The following is a 17,065-nucleotide window of genomic DNA, read 5'->3' on the forward strand; positions in this document are numbered from 1 at the left end:
GGACGAGAGGGGCATGGCGCGGCTACAGCAACGCCCATGCCCGCAACCCCCGCCTGGCCGCCGCAATCCGCCCCCCGCCTGTTCGTCGAAGGCCCGCTCGAGCCGGGCATGCGCCGGATCGACGGCCCCCAGGCGCATTATCTGGGATCGGTAATGCGGCTGAAGCCCGGCGAAGCGGTGAAGCTGTTCGACGGCACCAGCGGCGAATGGCTCGGCATCGCCCGCGATGTCGGCAAGCGTGACCTGACGCTGGAGATCACCGAGCAGCTGCGCCCGCACGAGGCGGTGCCGGACCTGTGGCTCTGCGCCGCGCCGATCAAGAAGGGCCGGATCGACTGGGTGGCAGAAAAAGCGTGTGAATTGGGCGTCGCGCGGCTGGTGCCCGTCCTCACCCGCCGCACGGTGATCGACCGGCTCAACCTCGATCGCCTCCGCTCCCACATGATCGAGGCCGCCGAGCAATGCGGCCGCACCGCCCTGCCCGAACTGGTCGAGCCGGTGAAGCTCCCCGCCCTCCTCCGCGACTGGCCGGCGGAGCGCGCGCTGTTCTTCGCCGACGAGACCGGCGGCGTGCCCGCGCTGGAGGCGATGCGCGCCCACCCCGGCCCCGCCGCGATCCTGGTCGGACCCGAGGGCGGATTCGACGCCGAGGAACGCGAATCGATCCGCGCCGTTCCGCAAGCCATCGGCATCGCGCTCGGCCCCCGCATCCTGCGCGCCGAGACCGCGGCGGCGGCGGCGGTGAGCCTGTGGATGGGGGCCGCGGGCGACTGGTAACCGAACGGTACAAAAATCCGCTGGCGTGGTTTCGCCGGCACCGCTAGAGGCGCGAAAATGAGCACCAAGACCGTTTCGACCAAGACCGCGGCGGTCATCGAGGATCGCGCCCAGCTGGTGGAATATTTCGCCAAGGGCGAGAAGCCGGCCGAGCGCTGGCGCATCGGCACCGAGCACGAGAAGTTCGTCTACTGGATGGACGGCAGCCATCGCGCGCCCAGCTACGAAGAGCGCGGCGGCATCCATGCGCTGCTGATCGGCCTCACCGAATTCGGCTGGAAGCCGATCTACGAGGGCGAGCACGTCATCGCCCTGTCCGGCCCCGACGGCGCGATCAGCCTGGAGCCCGCCGGCCAGTTCGAGCTCTCCGGCGCGCCGCTGGAAAACCTGCACGATACCTGCGCCGAAACCGGCCGCCACCTCAAGCAGGTCAAGGCCGTCGGCGACCGGCTCGGCATCGGCTTCCTCGGCATGGGCATGTGGCCGGACAAGACCCGCGCCGAGCTGCCGATCATGCCCAAGGGCCGCTACGAGATCATGCTGCGCCACATGCCGCGCGTGGGCAGCATGGGCCTCGACATGATGCTGCGCACCTGCACGATCCAGGTGAACCTGGACTATGCCAGCGAAGCCGACATGGCCAAGAAGTTCCGCGTCGGCCTGGCGCTGCAGCCGCTGGCGACCGCCTTGTTCGCCAACTCGCCCTTCACCGAGGGCAAGCCCAACGGCTATCTTTCCTATCGCAGCCATATCTGGTCGGACACCGATCCGGCGCGCACCGGCATGCTGCCCTTCGTGTTCGAGGAGGGCTTCGGCTATGAGCGCTATGCCGACTATGCGCTCGATGTGCCGATGTACTTCGTCTACCGCGACGGCAAATATATCGATGCAGCCGGCCTCAGCTTCCGCGACTTCCTGAAGGGCGAGCTGTCGGTCCTGCCCGGCGAGCTGCCGACGATGGACGACTGGGCCGACCATCTCTCCACTGCCTTCCCCGAAGTACGGATGAAGCAGTTCCTCGAGATGCGCGGCGCCGATGGCGGCCGCTGGGGCCGCATCTGCGCGCTGCCAGCGCTGTGGGTGGGCCTGCTATACGATTCGGGCGCGCTCGATGCCGCCTGGGATCTGGTGAAGGGCTGGTCGATGGAGGGCCGCGAGGCGCTACGCAGCGCGGTGCCCAAGCTCGCGCTCGACGCACCGCTGCCGGGCGGCGGCAAGCTGGCGGACATCGCTGGCGAGGTGCTGGAGATCGCCGGCGCGGGGCTCAAGGCGCGCGGCCGGCTCAACGGCTCGGGCGACAACGAGTCCGGCTTCCTAGATCCGCTGCGCGAGATCGTGCGCACCGGCAAGGTGCCTGCGCAAGTGCTACTCGATCGGTATCATGGCGACTGGCATGGGGATATCACGCGGGTCTATGGCGAGGCGAAGTTCTGAGGGCAGCCCCGACAGCTATCTGGCCTTCCTAACGCGGAAGGTCGAGCTTTCGCGTGAGTCCATTCGGCGCGGTGAAGGGGCGAGCAATGAGGCTGTGGAAGCGAAATTCGCTGCACGCCGGGCTCAAACAAGACTTCGGAAGCCCGAGAGATAGAATGGCCGGAGCTCGAGACGAAGACCCTGACTGGGAAAAGATCGTTGCGGAGATGAGGGAAGCCCGCTCCATGAGCCGCGGGTACGCGTCAAATTGGGAGTGGGCGCCAGACCGACAGCTTGCTGAAGCGGGGGTCGTCCAAGCCTTGGCCGACTACCTCATAGGAGCTGAGGGCGCTTCTTGGACGTCTATTATACCAATCTCAGACGATCCTCCCGACGCCCTGCTTTCATCAACAGACGGCAGGCAAATTGGAGTCGAAGTAACGGAAATCGTCGATGAGAAGATGGTGAAGTGGCATCGCCACAAGAAGGCCCTTGGACAGTCATATCCATACCACTGGGCAACTTGGAATGAATCGCTTCTAGAAGAAGCGCTATCCAAATGCGTCATACGCAAGGATAAAAAGCTATCTTTCAAACGCTCGAACTTTGATGAGCTTTTTGTTATAGCATACACTGATGAGCCGGCCATAGATATTGATCTCGCACGACTAACGATCAGCAAGTTGTCAGTTAGCGTCGAAACAATCGACCGCGCATTCCTGCTTTTGAGCTATACCCCGAATGCGAACGTACTGGAATTTCCGCACGGAATCCCAATCTTCCCTATCCAACTCCGCCGTGCCTAGATGATTGCTACCGTTCTTTAGGCCCTCCCGCTTGCGGGAGGGCCTAAAGGTGCGATCAGCCTCAGACGGTGGGCTTGCCGTCCACGCGCGCCGGTACGCCGGCGCCGTCGCGCACGTCCGCCGGAAGCAGGGCTTCCGGCAGGTCCTGGTACGACACCGGGCGCAGATAGCGGTCGATCGCCAGCGTGCCCACCGAGGTGCTGCGGCCGTCCGAGGTCGACGGGAACGGTCCGCCATGCACCATCGCGTCGGTCACTTCGACGCCGGTCGGCCAGCCATTGGCGAGGATGCGGCCGGCGAGGCGCTCCAGCGACGGCAGCAGCTCCTGCGCGACGGCGACATCGCCCTCGTCCATGTGCAGCGTGGTGGTCAGCTGGCCTTCGAGCAGCGAGACGACCTTCTTCAGCTCCTCGACGCTGGCGCAGCGCACCAGCAGCGAGGTCGCGCCGAAGATTTCCTCGGCATGGCTCGGATCGGCGATGAAGTCCGCGCCCTGCATCGTGAACAGCGCACCGCGCGCGCAGGTCGGGCCCTGCGGCTCGACGCCCTGGGCGATCTGCTCGACGGTCGGCACCGACGACAGCTTCGAGACGCCGCTCTCATAAGCCTTGTGGATGTTCGGGGTGAGCATCACCTGCGCCGGCGCGCCCAGCATCGCTTCGCTTGCGGCCCCCAGGAAGCGCTCGAGCGCCGGGCCTTCCAGCGCCAGCACGAGGCCGGGGTTGGTGCAGAACTGGCCGGCACCCATCGTCACCGAGGCGACATAGCCCTTGCCCAGCGCCTCGGCGCGGGCTTCCAGCGCCGCCGGCAGCAGGAAGACGGGATTGATGCTGCTCATCTCGGCATAGACGGGGATCGGCACCGGGCGGCTCTGCGCGATGCGAACCAGTGCCAGGCCACCGCCGCGCGAGCCGGTGAAGCCCACCGCCTTGATGCGCGGATCGCTGACCAGCGCGCTGCCCAGCTCGTTGGCGGTGCCGGCAACCATCGAGAACACGCCTGCGGGCATGCCGGTCTTCTCCGCCGCGCGGGTGATCGCGGTCGCGACCAGCTCGGCCGTGCCCGGATGCGCCGGATGGCCCTTCACCACCACCGGGCAACCGGCGGCGAGCGCCGAGGCGGTGTCGCCGCCCGCGGTCGAGAAGGCGAGCGGGAAGTTCGACGCGCCGAACACCGCCACCGGGCCCAGCGGCACCATGCGCAGGCGCAGGTCCGGCTTGGGCAGCGGCGCGCGATCGGGAATCGCATGGTCGATGCGGACGCGCAGATAATCGCCCAGGCGCAGTTCCTTGGCGAACAGGCGCAGCTGGCCGGCGGTGCGGCCGCGCTCGCCCTGCAGACGGGCCTGGGGCAGGCCGGTTTCCTGCATCGCGCGCTCGATCAGTTCGTCGCCCAGCGCCTCGATCTCCTCGGCGATGGCTTCGAGGAACTTGGCGCGGTCCTCGCGCGACAGGCTCGAATAGGGCAGGAACGCGGCCTCGGCGGCGGCGCAGGCGGCGTCGACGTCTTCCAGCGTCGCCGTGCTGAAGCTGGGTTCGATCTCGCTGCCGGTAGCGGCGGCAACAGCGCGGAAGCCGGCGTCGCGGGCGACGCGCTTCGATGCGATGAACAATTCTCCGGTCAGCGCCATGATGAGCTCTCTCTCCGATCGACGAGGATGATTCTGAAAATGCAGGTTAGCGGTAACAAGCCGCAGGCGCGACTTAGGGGCCGCGCGGGCGCGGTTCAACCACGGAGTGCGGATCGCGTCAATTGTCGGAGTAAGCCGCGGCAGCGGTCGTAATGGCGGAGACGGAGGGATTCGAACCCTCGGTACGAGTAATCCCCGTACGGCGGTTTAGCAAACCGCTGGTTTCAGCCACTCACCCACGTCTCCGGATGCGCCGAGGTCGAGCCCTATAACGAGCCCTTCGCCCGCAATCAACGGGGATAACCACATGAACGTGAAATCGAGTCGATCGAGCGCCCATTCATTGCCGCGACAGCCCCGCGCCCCTAGGATGGCGGCTGCAAAAGCAGCAGGGTTCGGGAAATTTTGATGATGCGATCGGGTTGGTTCACGCTTCTGGCAGTTGCCGTCACCGGACTGGGCAGCGTGCCCGCGTCCGCGCAGATGACGACGATCGACCCCAATACCGCGATCGATTCGGACCTGAAGTCGCCGCAACAGCAGCAACCGCCGCAGCAGAGCGCGCCGCCACCCGCGACGACGCAGATGCAGGAATCCTATCCCCCGGCGGATACCGCGGCGCCGCCCGTCGACAGCGCCCCGCCGCCGGTACAGAACGCGCCCGCCAGCCCCGCCGCCGCCGATCCCTCGGCAACCACCGCGCGCCAGGCGGCGACCGACACGTTCGAGAAGGACGACCTGCTCGCCGCGGCAGAGGGCACGTTCGGCAAGGGCGCCTCGGGCCTCGCCAAGCTGCTTGAGGACATTCTGAAGGACCAGGGCAAGCCCAACGCCTATATCGCGGGCAGCGAGGCCTCGGGCGCGATCGGCGTCGGCCTGCGCTACGGCAAGGGGCAGATGTTCCACAAGGTGGAGGGGCAGCGCCCGATCTACTGGACCGGCCCGTCGATCGGCTTCGACCTGGGCGGCGACGCCAACAAGGTGTTCGTGCTGGTCTACAACCTCTACGACAGCCAGGAGATCTACAAGCGCTTCCCGCAGGGCGAGGGCCATGCCTATCTGGTCGGCGGCTTTTCGGCTTCCTACCTGCGGCGCGGCGACGTGGTGCTGATCCCGGTGCGGCTGGGCGTCGGCTGGCGGCTGGGCGTCAATGCCGGCTATATGAAATTCAGCGAAAAGCAGCGCTGGCTGCCCTTCTGATCGGATAGGGGGCGGGGCCGCACACGCAGCCCCGCCCCTGCCCTCAACCGAATTCGACCGCCTCGAACTTCACCGGTTCGCCGATCGCCTGGTTGGCGAGCTGGCCTTCCCACATCACCCGGTTGCCGCGGATGATCGTGCCGACCGGGCGGCCGGTGAGTTCCATGCCCGTGAAGGGCGACCAGCCGCAGCGCGAGGCGAGCCAAGCCGCGTCCACCGTCCAGCGGGACTTGAGGTCGACCACCGTAAAGTCGGCGTCGTAGCCCGGCACGATCCGGCCCTTGCCGACCAGCCCGAAGATCCGCTGCGGCCCCGCGCTGGTCAGGTCGATCAGCCGCTGCAGCGTCAACCGGCCCTCCGCGACATGGTTGAGCATCAGCGGCAGCAGCGTCTGCACGCCGGGCATGCCGCTGGGGCTGTCGGGATAGGGCTTGGCCTTCTCCTCCAGCGTGTGCGGTGCATGGTCCGAGCCGAGCACGTCGGGCACGCCCTGGCGCAGCCAGTGCCACAGCCCGTCGCGATGCGCGCCCGAGCGGATCGGCGGGTTCATCTGCGCGTAGGTGCCGATCGCGGGATAGGCCTCCTCGCCCGCCAACGTCAGATGCTGCGGCGTGACTTCGCAGGTCGCGATGTCCTTGTTCTGGCCGAGCAGTTCCAGCTCGGCCGGCGTCGTCACGTGGAGGACGTGGATCCGCCGCCGGGCTTCGCGCGCCAGCCGCAGGATGCGGCGGGTGGCGAGGATCGCGCTCTCGTCGTCGCGCCATACCGGGTGCGAGGCGGGATCGCCGGGGACGCGCTCGCCGAGCCGTTCCTGCATGCGGAACTCGTCCTCGGCATGGATCGCCACGCGGCGATGGCCCGAGGCGAGCACCCGCGCCAGGTTCGCATCGTCGGACACCAGCAGGTCCCCGGTCGAGGCGCCCATGAAGATCTTCACCCCCGCGGTGCCCGGCAGCCGCTCCAGCTCCGCCAGATGCTCGGCATTGTTGTTGGTCGCGCCGACATAGAAGGCGTGGTCGCACCACATGCGGTGGTGCGCGCGGCGGAGCTTGTCGGCCACCGCGTCGGCGCTGTCGGTATTGGGCTTGGTGTTCGGCATCTCGAACACCGCGGTCACCCCGCCCAGCACCGCCGAGCGGCTGCCGCTTTCCAGGTCCTCCTTATATTCGAGCCCCGGCTCGCGGAAATGGACCTGGCTGTCGATCACGCCGGGCAGGACGTCGAGCCCGAAGCAGTCGATCGTCTCGCCCGCATCGCCGACAGTGCCGATCGCGACGATCTTGCCGCCGGAGACGCCGACATCCACCTCCGCCGGTCCGCTCGGGAGATGCACGCGGCCGCCGCGCAGCTTGAGTTCGACATTCGCCATGGCTTGCCTCTTTCGTCAGCGTTTGCCGCGTCCTACCTGTTCGGCATGGACGATACCAGCACCTGGCTCGACGATCGCGCGCTCCTGCGCCTCACCGGCGACGATGTTCGCGGCTTTCTGCAGGGACTGCTGCCGCAGGACCTCGCCAGCGTCACGCCGCAGACGCCGCAATGGGCCGGGCTGCTCACCCCCCAGGGCAAGGCGCTGTTCGATTTTCTCCTCTGGGCGGACGGCGACGCGATCCTGATCGACTGCGAGGCCACTGCGCGGGATGCCCTTGCCCGCCGGCTGACCATGTATCGCCTGCGCCGCGCGATCACGATCGAGCCGATCGAGGGCGGCGTCCATTGGTCGCCTTCGACGCAGCCCGGTGCGGTTGCCGATCCGCGGCTGGCGGCGCTCGGCTATCGCTGGCTCGGCGATGCCACGGGGGATAGCGCCGCGCTCGCCTGGCGGACGCATCGCCTGGCGCTGGGGATCACCGAAGGCATGGACGAACTCAGCAGCGACAAGACGCTGTGGCTCGAATGCAATGCCGAGGAGCTGCACGGCGTCAGCTACACCAAGGGCTGCTATGTCGGCCAGGAGAACACCGCGCGGATGCACTACCGCGCCAAGGTCAACCGCCGGCTGGTCGTCGCGCCGCTCGGCGAACCGGGCGATCGCACCCGCGCCACCTATCCCGAGCTGGGCAAGATGGTTGAACTGCGCCGCGTCGAAGCGCTCGGCGACGCGCTGGTGCCGGAATGGCTCGCGGCGGCGCTAGCGGCGGAAGACTGACGGCGGCGTTGCGCTCGGCCGCCCACCACCACGCCGTCATCCCGGCGTAAGCCGAGATTCGTTGGGGCTCTGTCGCCGCACGTGCCGATACCGAGAGGCAAATGGATCCCGGCTTCCGCCGGGATGACGCAAGGGAAGGACGGCGCGCCCTCTTCACCCTGAATCAGGATGCTACCCGAGGATGCGAAGCGTCCACCACCCGCGCCGCACATAAAAGAAAGGGAGACCGGTTGCCCGGTCTCCCCTCTTTGCTTCCATCCCTTGCGGGAAGGCGGCAATTACATGCCCGAACCCGGACCGTAGGTGATTTCCACGCGACGGTTCTGGAGTTCGCGAACGCCGTCGGCGGTCGGAACGCGCGGGTTGCTCTCGCCGAAGCCCTGAGCCGACATTGCGGCGTCGGGGATACCCTTGCCACCCATGTAGCTGCGGACCGTGTCAGCGCGACGCTGCGACAGACCAACGTTGTAGCTCGCCGAACCCGAACGGTCGGTGTAGCCGGCGATGACAACCTTGGTGTTGCTGCAATCGGCGTAGTTGCTGATCGCATTGTCCAGGATGCTCGCTGCTTCCGGCGTGATGTCCGACTTGTTCCAGTCGAAGAACACGATGTACGGCCCAGGCGTGCAGACCTTGGCTTCCGGAGCCGGGGGCGGCGGAGGCGGCGGAGCCGGCTCAGCAACCGGCGGCGGCGGCGGCGGCGGCGGCGGAGCGACGGGCTCTTCCGGCGCACCGAAGTTGTAGGTCAGGCCGACGAGCAGGCTGTGCGAGCGATAGCGACCCTTCCACTGGTTGCCACCGATGTCGACCAGCTTGACGTCCGGCGCGTTGAAGAAGCGGTACTTCAGCGACACGTCGACGTTCTTGTTGATCGGCGCGCGAACGCCGGCCAGCGCCTGCCAAGCGAACACGGTGTCCGAATCGTTCAGCGTGTCGGCCGGGCCGGAAACGCGCAGGCGATCCTTGATGCGAGCAACGCCCGCACCGCCGCCGACGAAGCCCTGCAGGCCGTTGTCGTCACCGAAGTCGAGCAGGCCGTTCACCATGAACGAGAGAGCCGACGTGTTGCCGCTCGCCTGATCAAAGTTGCCTGCAGGCGCCGGGAAGGCGCTGGTCGCAAGCGCAACGGCGCTACGTGCGCTGTCGACGCGCGAGCGGCGATAGCTGACTTCGGCTTCCGCACGGAACGGACCGAAATCGTAGCCGATTTCGCCGCCGACGTCGTAGCCGACATGGTTGTTCTGCGTCACAGCATCCTGGCTGGCGCCGACGTCGAAGTGAATATCCTCGACGAGCATCGCGCCACCTTCAACACCCACATACCACGCGTCGTCGCGGGCAAAGGCGGGCGTGCTGAGCGCGGTCGTGGCGAGCGCCAAAGTGACGGCAAGCTTCCGCATCATAATCCCCTTTCATGGTCGTCCTAACGGACAGGCCAAACTCACTACTCAAACCAAAGTTTCGGCGCAAGCGCACAAACCCGCGGACTGTTGCACAAACGTCACATGTTAATCGACTCCGATCAACCCGTGTTGGCGCAACATTTGCACGACCGCAGAGATCGCCCTTCTCGCCTCTGCGTCAACCGTCGTGCCCCCCGTCGGTTCCACCACATTCGGCTGCCGAGGCCCAACTACCTGTTGGCCCTCTATAAAAAGTCTTCCATAGGTACGCCCTTGGTACCATTCTCCGCCGCTGTAGAACGCAAGCGCCTGATCCGCTTCAACCCACACGCGCATCCCGTCGCGCGGCGGAACGAACCGCCAGCCGCCTTCGGTCCAACCTGTTAGTTTGCGTGTCTGCCCGGCCCACGCACCTTGCGGTGCAGCACCGATGATCCAGCATTGGCCTATCGTCGGCGCCGTGGGCGGCACGTCGACCATCGCCGCGACGACGGCCGCCTGCGTCGCGATGTCGAGCAGCGCAAGGGCTTCGTTGTGGAACATCTCCTTTTGCGCCTGCCCGGGTTCGAGCAGCGGCAGCGCCAGGCGCGGCGTCGGCGATACGGTCATTGGTCGTCTCCAAGGCTGAGAAGCGAAAGCTGGGCGGCGGGGGACAGGCCGTGCGTACCGATCTGCCGCACCGACAGGGTGAGCGGCAGCGCGCGGTCGGCGGCGGAGAGCGTGAGCCCGGGCGCATCCAGCGTCAGCACGCTGCGTTCCCCGCCGCGCACGATCTCCACCTGGTAGCGCTCGCTTTCCTCGCCGAGCGGCACGTCAACGCCGTCGCGCCACGCCCAGCCGAGCCGGCTGCGCCGGGCCCAGCCGATCTGCGTGGTCTGCCCCTGTCGACTCGCACGAAGCTGCACCGGCGAGGGCGGCAGCAGCGAAATGCCGGTCACGCTCGCGGTGGCCGCCGGCGCATCGACGGGGTCGTCGGGCCCCTGTGCGAGCAACTGGACGGTTCCGCCGATCGCAACGCGAAGGTCGAGCGCCTTCAGCGTGTAGCGCGTCACCAGCACGAAGCGGTCGCCGCCCTGCTGGGTACCGATCGCGGCCTCGGTGCCGCGCCGCCCGCGCCACAGCCGGGACAGGCGCCAGCGCGTGCCGCCAAGGCTTTCCGCCTGGCCGAACTGGAGCAGTTCGTCGCCCAGCATCGCCAGGTTCGCGCCGGCATCGAGCGCCGCCAGGTCCGCATTGGCCAGCGCCATGTCGGCGCGGGCGAGCTCCACCTCGGCATAGCTCGCGCGATCGATCAGCGCCGCACGCGCCGGGCCCGGCGGCACCCGCACCGTGCCGAGGATCGCCGGATAGGCGGTGTCCCCTGCCGGCGCCCAGCGCGCGCCGCCATCGGTGCTCGCCAGCAGCGCGGCGCGGCGCCAGCCGCTGCCGGTGCCGGCGGCGGCGACAACCAGGTTCGGCGTCGTTGCCGCGACCTCGTCGAGCGGCGGCAGCTCGAACGGGCGCAGGAGCGTGCTGCCCCGTTGCGCGTCGGGTGCGGTGACCGAACGGCCCGGGCTCGCCGCGCCCGATAGCGGTGCCTCGGCGATCGGCACACATTCGAGCTTCACCACCATGTTCTCGAGCGACCAGCGATCCACCCGCCATTGTCCGGGCGCGCCGTCGATGGTGATACGCGCGCCGGGGGCGAGCGTCAGGGCCTCCCAGCCGACGGTCAGCGTGCGGCGCTCTCGGGACAGATCGGTCCGCGCCAGCGCGCCGGCCGCCATCGCCTTGGCCGCGCCGGCATCGAGCACGGCAGGCAGGTCGATCCGCGTCTCGCGCGTGCCGATGCCCTGGCGCGAGGCCTGCTGCACGCCCGCCTGATACTCGCGGGCGGGATCATAGTAGCCGATGCTCAGCCGGCGCGGGGCTGCATCCGCCGCCGCGATTGCGCGGACACCGCGGCCGGTGGGCTGGGCATCGGCGCCGACTCCGCCATCGGACATCGCCCGCGCCGCCCCCGTGCCGGTCCGCAGAGTCAGGGCAGCGCCGTCGCTCTGCACCCAGGCACCGGTCGCCGCGCACAGCGCATCCAGCGTGGTCCGCAGCGAATCCTGCGCGGAGAAGCCGCCCAGCGGCATGGCCAGGCCCTCCGCCGCCACCCCCAGCGCCTGGGCGACGCTGCCGGCCGGCACCGGTTCCGCATCGGCGATTACCTCGAAGCTCAGCTGGGGGATGCGGTTGCCGAAGGTGGCGAGTTCGAGGTCCTCGAACACCGCATAGGCGGTGCCGCGATGCGCGGGCGCCGTGGCCATGCCTTCGATCGACGCGATCAGCGGGTCGACCGGCTGATCCTCCGCGCCGGTATAGAGGCGGTAGCCGGTGCGCACCTTGAAGTCCCCGGCCGCGCCGCGGAGCAGCTGGCCATCTGCCCAGATCCGCCCCACGTCCTGGATCGGCCGTGTCGACAGCGCCACCGCGAAGGACGCGGTGTAGCTGTACGAGGTGGTCGAGGGCCGCCCCTTGCCGCCGCCTTCGGTCGCGCGATGCTCGATCAGGTCGGTCGCCCAGATCACGCTGCCGGCGACGCGGATCGTCCCGAACAGCTGCGGGACCGCGGTGCCGTAGCTAGAGGTCTGGACGCGGAGATCGGCGAGCCGCGGCCCCTCGCGCGGGCCCTGCTTGAACAGCAGCTGGCGATCGATCGCACCGCCGATCAGCCCGCCCAGGCTCGCCCCGAAAGGGCCGCCGATCAGCCCGCCCGCCACCGTCAGCACTACCGTCGCCATCAGCCTTCCTCCCCCAGACGCCAGCAGCTCAGCACCGGCCAGGGCACCGGGCCGGGCCGCTCGACCACGCGGCGCGCGATCGCATCGGCATGGATGATTCCGTCCTCGCAGCGGATCGCGAGGTGCAGCTGCCCGGGGCCGCTGCGGCACAGCAGCAGGTCGCCGGGTTGCGCCTCCGTGACCGCAAGGAGCCCCGCAGCCCGCAGCTGCGCCGCGGCCCCAACCGCATCGCCAGTGCGCAGTCGGTAGTCGGCAGGTGCGCCGCGCCCGAGCGCCACTGCCGCCAACCCGACGCAGTCGAGCCCCGTCGCCACGTCGCGTCCGTGCAGCCGAAAGGGTGCGCCGAGCGCCGCCCGCGCCGCCGCGACCACCGCTACGCCACTCATGCGCCCGGATACCGGGTGAGCAGGTCGGTGCCCGGCAGGAAGGGCTCGCCGCGGAAATTGGCGGCGTTGGCGAAGCGGCCCGAGCAGGTCTCGAACCGGCCGTCGCAGCCCTCAATCAGCTGCACCAGCGCGCCGACCCCGTCGAAGCGCGGCGGGCGGCGTAGGGTGACGCGATTGCCCTCGGACGCGGCGATCGCATCCTCCAGCCCGCCGTTCGCTCCGCCGAACCAGCGCAGCCGGCCATTGCCATAGGCATTGGCGGTAGGTTCCACGGCGTCCAGCGTCACCACGGCGTCCGCCACCGCCGTCACCCGCGCGAAACGTCGCCGCCCGGCCATCGCCACCCGGCAGCGCGCGTCGCCCAGCGCGGCGCGGCAATCCGGCGAGGTCGCCTCGGCCACCGGCGCGTCGAACGCGGCGGTGAGCCCGCGCATCTCGGCGGTGATCGCGCCGTCGCGGGTCTCGATCGCGCCGATCGTGCCCTCGCCCAGCGCCACGGTTTCGCCCGGCGCGGTCCAGTCGGTGGCGAACAGCGCGACGCGGGCGAAATCCCAGCGTCCGGCGAGCAGGTCCGTCTCCGAGATCGCGTCGCCGGAGAGCATGCCGTGCACGTCCATGCTGTCCGCCTCCAGCGTCGCGCTGCGCTCGACCGCGCTGGGGGTCATCCCCGGCGCGGCGCGGTAGAGCACGCCGTCGATCAGCAGGTCGCGGTCGTGCGCGGTGAGGCCGATCGTCACCCCGTCGCGCCGCTCGATTCGCCAGCACAGGGTGACGGTGGTCAGCGTGCCTTCGAGCCAGCTCATTCGCGGATCTCCACCAGGGGCACCGAGGCGGCAGCGCCGGCGAGGAAAGTCGCGCGGCTGACGCGCAACTGGTCCTCGGCGAAGCGAACCGGCACGTCGAACAGGAAGGAGGCGGTGAGTTTCACGCCCGCGGCAGGGGCGACGTCGAGCGTCACCACCCCGCCCTCGCCCAGGGTGAAGGCCGCGGTCGCGACGCCGTTCAGATTGAGCGCCACCGTGCCCGCCACCGGCCTGGTGATCCGCCGCACCGTGTCGCCATAGCTCTTGACCAGCTGGAAGCGCGCGGTCTGGCCGTCGCCGGTGTCGATCACCTGGTCCTTGGCGTCATAGTCGAACGGATCGCGCAGACGGAACCCGCGCGCCGGGCCCATCCGCGCGCGGTAGAAGCCGAGCAGCGCGGCGATGTCCGCCTCGGCGCGCACGCCGGGCCCGACATCGTAGCGGGTCCGCGCCTGCGCCCAGGCGGCGTTGCGCCGCTCGGCGCCGCCCGCGCTGGTGACGATCGCGGTCGACAACTCGGGGATCACTTCCGCCTCGCGGCCGAGCGCGATCGGAAAGGACACGTCGTCGAAGGGCGTCAATTCCGCCTCCTGGTCGAAATGGGTGAAACCGTCGCGCGCCACCTGCGGCAGCGCCCAGACGAAGGTCGCCGCGACCTCGCGCGCGCGGCCGCGCTCGGCCGCCTCGGCGATCGCGCGCCACTGGCGCCGGTCTTCGGCGCGCAGCACGAAACCGGCGAGATTGTGCTGCCGCGCCGCCGGATAGCCGAGCCGCGCCTGCGCCGCCGCGACCGCCCGCTCCGAGGCCGCCGCATTGCCCGCCGCCGCCCAGTCATAATCCTCGAGCTGGAGCACATCGAAGGCGGGCGAGGCCCAGCCGAGCGGCATATTGGCGCGCTTCGCCTCGGGCATCGCGGGATCGAGCACGGTCGGCAGATAGGCGAGCAGCAGCAGCTGCGCCCCCGGCGCGGCGGCCTTCACCGCGTCGCGCAACGCCAGCGTCGACGCCGCCAGCAACGTCCCCGCCGCATCGAGCACCGCCGTATTCACCGCGCCCTTGAGGTTCTGCGGCGCGGGATTACCCAGCGCCGCCTGCGCCGCGGCGTCGTGGATGCACAACCGGCCATCGGCCATCACCCACCACCAGGGCTCGCCGACCTGAAACTTGACCGGCAGCCCCGCAGCTTGCGCGATTCCGACGAACGCCAGCGCCACCGAACTCAGATAGGCCATGGCCCCGCCATGGGCAGGCGAGAGCAGCGTCGAGGCTGGGCTCCAGCCGGTCAGCGCCGGGCTGCCGTCGGCGGCGCGCTGCTTCCAGTCGCCCCAGCAATGCTGGTCGAGCAGCTCGTAGCTCAGCGACCAGATCACGCCGTAGCCGAGCGCCTTCGCCCGCGCGGCAAAGTCCGCATGCCAGGCCGCGCAGGCCCGGTTGAGCGCTCCGCCGGCCAGGCTCGCATAGAAGCCCCCGGAGGCGGGCTCGAGCCGGAAATAATGGCTCATGCCGACATAATGGAGAATGTCGCCGCGATAGCCGAGCTGCAGGATGTTCCGCAGCAGCCGCGCCGGCGTCTGGTTGTAGCCGTCGTCATAGCCGGTCGCGATCGACAGGCCGTGCTCGGGCACCACCACGTCGCCGATCGCCAGCACCGATCCCGGCCCGTCGCTGGCGATGTCGGTCAGCTCGACCCAGCCCTCGCTCGCCGCCGCCAGCGCCGTGGTATCCCCCGCGACATAGCCCGGCGGCACCAGCGAGACGAACATCCGGTCGATATCGCCGGCCCATACCGGATCCGCCTCGCCCGGCAGCAGGAAGCCCCCCGCCACCTTGGAGAAATCCAGCACCACCTCGGCATCGCCGGGCGACCCGCTGGCATAGTTCCACAGCCGGACATACCAGGATCGCGGCGCACCACCTTCGTCGCGCCCCTCGATCGTCAGCACCGGGCCGTTGACCGCGTCGAGCGCGATCACCCCCGAGGACCGCCAGCGGAACCGCAGCGTGCAGCCGCGGAAATCGCGATCGGTCGCGTACGCAAGCAGCGGATGGTCCCAGCGGTCCTCCGCCTCCCAGATCAGCCCGGCCAGATCGCCGCGCCGCTGGAACACCAGGTCGACGCGCAGCGCATCGGGTGCCGTCGTCACCACGCTCGCCATCATCGGACGGGGGAAGTTGACCGTCCAATAGGCCGGATCGAAGCGGCTGATCACGCCGGTCGCCTGGTCGCGCCGCCGCGCGGCGAGCCACCAGCCCATCAGTCGAGCCCCGCCAGCGCCGAGCGCACCGCCCGCGCCACCTGCCGGCTCGATTGCGCCAGCGCCCTGGGCGCGGCATCGGCGGCGGCGTTGACGGCGATCGACACGCGCACGTCGCGCCCGCCGCTTTGCCCGCCGGTGGGCGCGACCTGCCCCGCGCTGGTCGGCACGAACAGCTCGGGCCCGCGCTCGCCGACCCAATACGGCCTGCCGGGACTCACCGGCCCGCCGGTCGCGCGGCCGGGCAGCCCCAGCAGCCCGCCGAGCAGCGAGAGCACGCCGCCACCGCCCTCGGCGCCTGCCCCGCGGCTGGAGGGAAAGCCGACGCCCATCGCCGACTTGGCGATCTCTTCCAGCGCCCGGATCGCAATCTTGGCGAGATCGTCGAAGCCGAGCTTGCCGGTCTGCACCGCGCGCAGCAGCGTCGTCTCGATCGTCTTGCCTGCTTTGTCGACGCCGGTCGCCAGCGGCCCTTCCAGCGTGCCGCGCATCGCGTCGACGTCGCGCGCGAAGCCGGCGGTATCGGCACGCACCGACACCACCAGCCGTTCGATTTCCTCATCCATCGGGAAATTGCTCCTGCAATCTTGCGATCAGGTCGGCGCTCGGCGGTTCCCCCGCCTCGGGCGCGGCCGCCGCCAGCAGCGCGGCGAGTTCGGCGGGTGTCGCCCGCCAGAACCGATCGGGGCTCCAGCCAAAGGCGAGCCCCGCCAGCCCGGCCAGCCGCCCGGCGGCCTCGGCGAAGGACGTCATCGCCCCGCCAGGATCTGGCCGATCAGCGCCTTCAGCGCCGGCGTCGCCGCCACCAGCCCGGCCTGGGCCACGCCCTCCGAAAACGCCTCGCGCGTCAGCCCCTCGGGCACCGCCTTGAGGCAATGCCAGAACAACGCGACCATCTCGCCCAGCGCGAGCCGCCCGGCCGCCGCGCGCTCGACGAGCGCGAACAGCGGGCCCAGTTCGGCCTCGGCGGCGACCAGCGCCTCGAAGCTCGGCCGCAGGACGAGCGGCACGCCGCCCACCCGCAGCATCGCCTCGCCGCGCACCGGGTTGGCCGCGCCGGTCACGCGCTCACCATCGGCCCGGAGCTTTCCAGGCTCAGCGTGTAGCTGCGCTCGCCGTTGAAATCGCCGGCATAGTCTAGCCTGGTGACGAGAAACTTGCCCGTCATCGTCTCGCCGCTTTCGAAGCTCAGCCGATAATCGTCGAGCGTGCCGGCCAGGGCATTGGCCTTGACCCGTACCTCGGCGGTAGATCCGGTGAACACGCCCGCGGCGGACACGCTCACCGATCGCACCCCGGCGCCGGACAGCAGCTCGCGCCAGCCGCCCGAATCCTTGCTGGTGATCGCCACCGCCTCGCCGTTCACCGAAAGCTGCGTCGTCCGCAGCCCCGCCACGGTGGCATACACCACCGGCGTCGCGCCATTGCCCACCTTGAGCAGGAAGGCGCTGCCTTTTTCCGCTGCCATGTTCGTC

General features: G+C 69.4%; 17 protein-coding genes and 1 tRNA gene. 5 read left to right on the forward strand and 13 right to left on the reverse strand.

All coding sequences use genetic code 11. The features are described 5' to 3' along the window. Positions 1–36 precede the first annotated feature (36 nt). The 3 genes from ABIC65_RS21185 (at position 37) to ABIC65_RS21195 (ending at position 2,996) form a co-directional block, all read left to right on the forward strand. Complete coding sequence (locus ABIC65_RS21185; protein ID WP_121071858.1) at positions 37–777, forward strand: 16S rRNA (uracil(1498)-N(3))-methyltransferase; 741 nt, start codon at positions 37–39, stop codon at positions 775–777. Positions 778–834: 57 nt separating this feature from the next. Continuing rightward, positions 835–2,211: a glutamate--cysteine ligase gene (locus ABIC65_RS21190; protein ID WP_354311424.1), complete on the forward strand. Its 1,377-nt coding sequence runs from the start codon at positions 835–837 to the stop codon at positions 2,209–2,211. A gap of 86 nt (positions 2,212–2,297) precedes the next feature. After that, positions 2,298–2,996, forward strand: a complete 699-nt coding sequence (locus tag ABIC65_RS21195) for a hypothetical protein (RefSeq protein ID WP_354311425.1) — start codon at positions 2,298–2,300, stop codon at positions 2,994–2,996. A gap of 61 nt (positions 2,997–3,057) precedes the next feature. Here ABIC65_RS21195 and ABIC65_RS21200 read toward each other — a convergent pair whose 3' ends face one another. Then, entirely contained in the window at positions 3,058–4,626 is a 1,569-nt protein-coding gene (locus tag ABIC65_RS21200; RefSeq protein WP_354311426.1) for an aldehyde dehydrogenase (NADP(+)), read from the reverse strand. A gap of 153 nt (positions 4,627–4,779) precedes the next feature. Then, positions 4,780–4,872, reverse strand: a tRNA-Ser gene (locus ABIC65_RS21205). Positions 4,873–5,034: 162 nt separating this feature from the next. Here ABIC65_RS21205 and ABIC65_RS21210 point away from each other — a divergent pair. Next, positions 5,035–5,826 carry a DUF1134 domain-containing protein gene (locus ABIC65_RS21210; RefSeq protein ID WP_354311428.1) on the forward strand — a complete coding sequence of 264 codons (792 nt, stop codon included), beginning with the start codon at positions 5,035–5,037 and terminating at the stop codon, positions 5,824–5,826. A gap of 43 nt (positions 5,827–5,869) precedes the next feature. Here the strand turns inward: ABIC65_RS21210 and ABIC65_RS21215 are convergent, their stop codons facing one another. Further along, positions 5,870–7,195, reverse strand: coding sequence for a dihydroorotase (locus tag ABIC65_RS21215; protein WP_354311430.1), 1,326 nt, complete (start codon positions 7,193–7,195; stop codon positions 5,870–5,872). Positions 7,196–7,240: 45 nt separating this feature from the next. On the opposite strand from ABIC65_RS21215, the gene ygfZ reads away from it, so the two are divergent. Beyond that, on the forward strand, positions 7,241–7,975 hold the full coding sequence (gene ygfZ / locus ABIC65_RS21220) for a CAF17-like 4Fe-4S cluster assembly/insertion protein YgfZ (RefSeq protein ID WP_354311431.1): 735 nt from the start codon (positions 7,241–7,243) through the stop codon (positions 7,973–7,975). A 278-nt stretch (positions 7,976–8,253) separates the two neighbouring features. On the opposite strand, the gene ABIC65_RS21225 is transcribed toward ygfZ, so the two are convergent. From ABIC65_RS21225 to ABIC65_RS21270, 10 genes are all read right to left on the reverse strand, one after another. Continuing rightward, the gene (locus ABIC65_RS21225; protein ID WP_354311432.1) at positions 8,254–9,375 is read right to left on the reverse strand and encodes an OmpA family protein; all 1,122 of its coding nucleotides are present in this window, start codon (positions 9,373–9,375) and stop codon (positions 8,254–8,256) included. 108 nt (positions 9,376–9,483) lie between these two features. Continuing rightward, positions 9,484–9,987, reverse strand: a complete 504-nt coding sequence (locus ABIC65_RS21230) for a DUF2793 domain-containing protein (protein ID WP_354311433.1) — start codon at positions 9,985–9,987, stop codon at positions 9,484–9,486. Then, positions 9,984–12,146, reverse strand: a complete 2,163-nt coding sequence (locus ABIC65_RS21235; protein WP_354311435.1) for a phage tail protein — start codon at positions 12,144–12,146, stop codon at positions 9,984–9,986. The genes ABIC65_RS21230 and ABIC65_RS21235 overlap by 4 nt, the downstream gene beginning before the upstream one ends. Further along, positions 12,146–12,532 (reverse strand): peptidoglycan endopeptidase, encoded by a 387-nt coding sequence (locus ABIC65_RS21240; protein WP_354311436.1) that lies wholly within the window; start codon positions 12,530–12,532, stop codon positions 12,146–12,148. The genes ABIC65_RS21235 and ABIC65_RS21240 overlap by 1 nt, the downstream gene beginning before the upstream one ends. Further along, positions 12,529–13,335 (reverse strand): DUF2163 domain-containing protein, encoded by an 807-nt coding sequence (locus tag ABIC65_RS21245; protein ID WP_354311438.1) that lies wholly within the window; start codon positions 13,333–13,335, stop codon positions 12,529–12,531. Before ABIC65_RS21245 ends, ABIC65_RS21240 begins: the two co-directional genes overlap by 4 nt. Next, positions 13,332–15,590, reverse strand: coding sequence for a DUF2460 domain-containing protein (locus tag ABIC65_RS21250; RefSeq protein ID WP_354311439.1), 2,259 nt, complete (start codon positions 15,588–15,590; stop codon positions 13,332–13,334). Before ABIC65_RS21250 ends, ABIC65_RS21245 begins: the two co-directional genes overlap by 4 nt. Next, positions 15,590–16,156, reverse strand: coding sequence for a tail tape measure protein (locus ABIC65_RS21255; RefSeq protein WP_354311440.1), 567 nt, complete (start codon positions 16,154–16,156; stop codon positions 15,590–15,592). The genes ABIC65_RS21250 and ABIC65_RS21255 overlap by 1 nt, the downstream gene beginning before the upstream one ends. Beyond that, the gene (locus tag ABIC65_RS21260) at positions 16,149–16,343 is read right to left on the reverse strand and encodes a phage tail assembly chaperone (protein WP_354311441.1); all 195 of its coding nucleotides are present in this window, start codon (positions 16,341–16,343) and stop codon (positions 16,149–16,151) included. Before ABIC65_RS21260 ends, ABIC65_RS21255 begins: the two co-directional genes overlap by 8 nt. After that, on the reverse strand, positions 16,340–16,654 hold the full coding sequence (locus ABIC65_RS21265) for a gene transfer agent family protein (RefSeq protein WP_354311443.1): 315 nt from the start codon (positions 16,652–16,654) through the stop codon (positions 16,340–16,342). The genes ABIC65_RS21260 and ABIC65_RS21265 overlap by 4 nt, the downstream gene beginning before the upstream one ends. Then, positions 16,651–17,058, reverse strand: a complete 408-nt coding sequence (locus tag ABIC65_RS21270; protein WP_354311444.1) for a phage tail protein — start codon at positions 17,056–17,058, stop codon at positions 16,651–16,653. Before ABIC65_RS21270 ends, ABIC65_RS21265 begins: the two co-directional genes overlap by 4 nt. Between the last annotated feature and the right edge of the window lie 7 nt (positions 17,059–17,065).

The sequence above is a fragment of the Sphingomonas trueperi genome (assembly GCF_040545665.1).
GTDB lineage: Bacteria > Pseudomonadota > Alphaproteobacteria > Sphingomonadales > Sphingomonadaceae > Sphingomonas > Sphingomonas trueperi_B.